Below are 1022 nucleotides of genomic sequence, written 5' to 3'. Positions count from 1 at the left end.
AAATCCGCCGACAATGGCGAAAACTGGCGTTACGCTGGCATCCTGATAGAGAAAATGGCGATGCCGAAAGATTCAGAGTGTTGTGCGAAGCATGGAACGTGCTTCGAAATGGATAAATAGTAAATAACTACCTACTGTAGTAGGTGGCTTAGGACTTAAAAAAAGTATCCACCGGCATAGCCGGTGGTTTTTCATATGCGCCTATAAGGCTCTCTTACTGGCAGCGCCCTAGCAGGCGCATAGTGATCTGACATTTGCATATGACTATTTCCTGCGGCCCGTAAACGGGCTACCTGAATACGGGATCGACAATTGCTCTCCCATTTTATCCTGCTCTAGTTGATGCTTTATGTAACTTTGTATCTTGCCGGTATTTTTTCCTACCGTATCGACATAGTACCCTCGACACCAAAATTCTCGATTCCTGTACTTAAACTTCAAATCTCCAAATCGCTCATAGAGCATCAGGCTACTTTTTCCTTTCAAATATCCCATAAAGGATGAAACACTTATCTTAGGTGGTATCTCTAAAAGCATATGAATATGATCTGCGCAGCATTCTGCTTCAATAATATTCACGTTTTTCCATTCACATAATTTTCTAAGTATCTCGCCTACTGCCCTTCGTTTCTCACCATAGAACACCTGTCTTCGGTACTTAGGTGCAAAAACCACATGATATTTACAGTTCCATCGCGTATGCGCTAAGCTCTTTTCGTCCCCCATTGGGACCCCCTTTCAATTCTTAATTAACTCTTGCAGTTGCCAGACCACAAGACGTTTTTATCAAATTGAAAGGAGTTATATAACTGACTTATAGCTGTAAGCTTTACGGAACCCCCAGCCTAGCTGGGGGTTTTCTCTATACAATAAAAAGCCCTGTAGGATTACAGGGCTTAATAATGTATTTAGAATTCGTATTGGAAATAAATCGTGTTGTAGTTACTTCCGCCTTTAATTCTGCCAAATTGAGAGGCGTTTTCGAAGATCGCAGAGCGATGGTGTAACGAATACCCCACCCA

The 1022-nt window shown here is 42.2% G+C and carries 2 protein-coding genes; one reads left to right on the top strand and one right to left on the bottom strand.

Features of this window, described 5'->3' with window-relative positions; genetic code table 11:
• Positions 1-116, top strand: a 116-nt coding sequence (locus tag R7Z41_RS24520; RefSeq protein WP_318141706.1) for a DnaJ domain-containing protein, incomplete at its 5' end; no start/stop codon positions are given.
• Between the two features lie 148 nt (positions 117-264).
• Here the strand turns inward: R7Z41_RS24520 and tnpA are convergent.
• Complete coding sequence (gene tnpA, locus R7Z41_RS24515) at positions 265-726, bottom strand: IS200/IS605 family transposase (protein ID WP_005498820.1); 462 nt, start codon at positions 724-726, stop codon at positions 265-267.
• Positions 727-1022 lie beyond the last annotated feature (296 nt).

Origin of the sequence: Vibrio sp. 1457 (assembly GCF_033340195.1) — a bacterium.
GTDB classification, from domain to species: domain Bacteria; phylum Pseudomonadota; class Gammaproteobacteria; order Enterobacterales; family Vibrionaceae; genus Vibrio; species Vibrio alginolyticus.
Note: the sequence above shows the minus strand (reverse complement) of the source record. Positions and strands in the feature narration are given on the sequence as shown.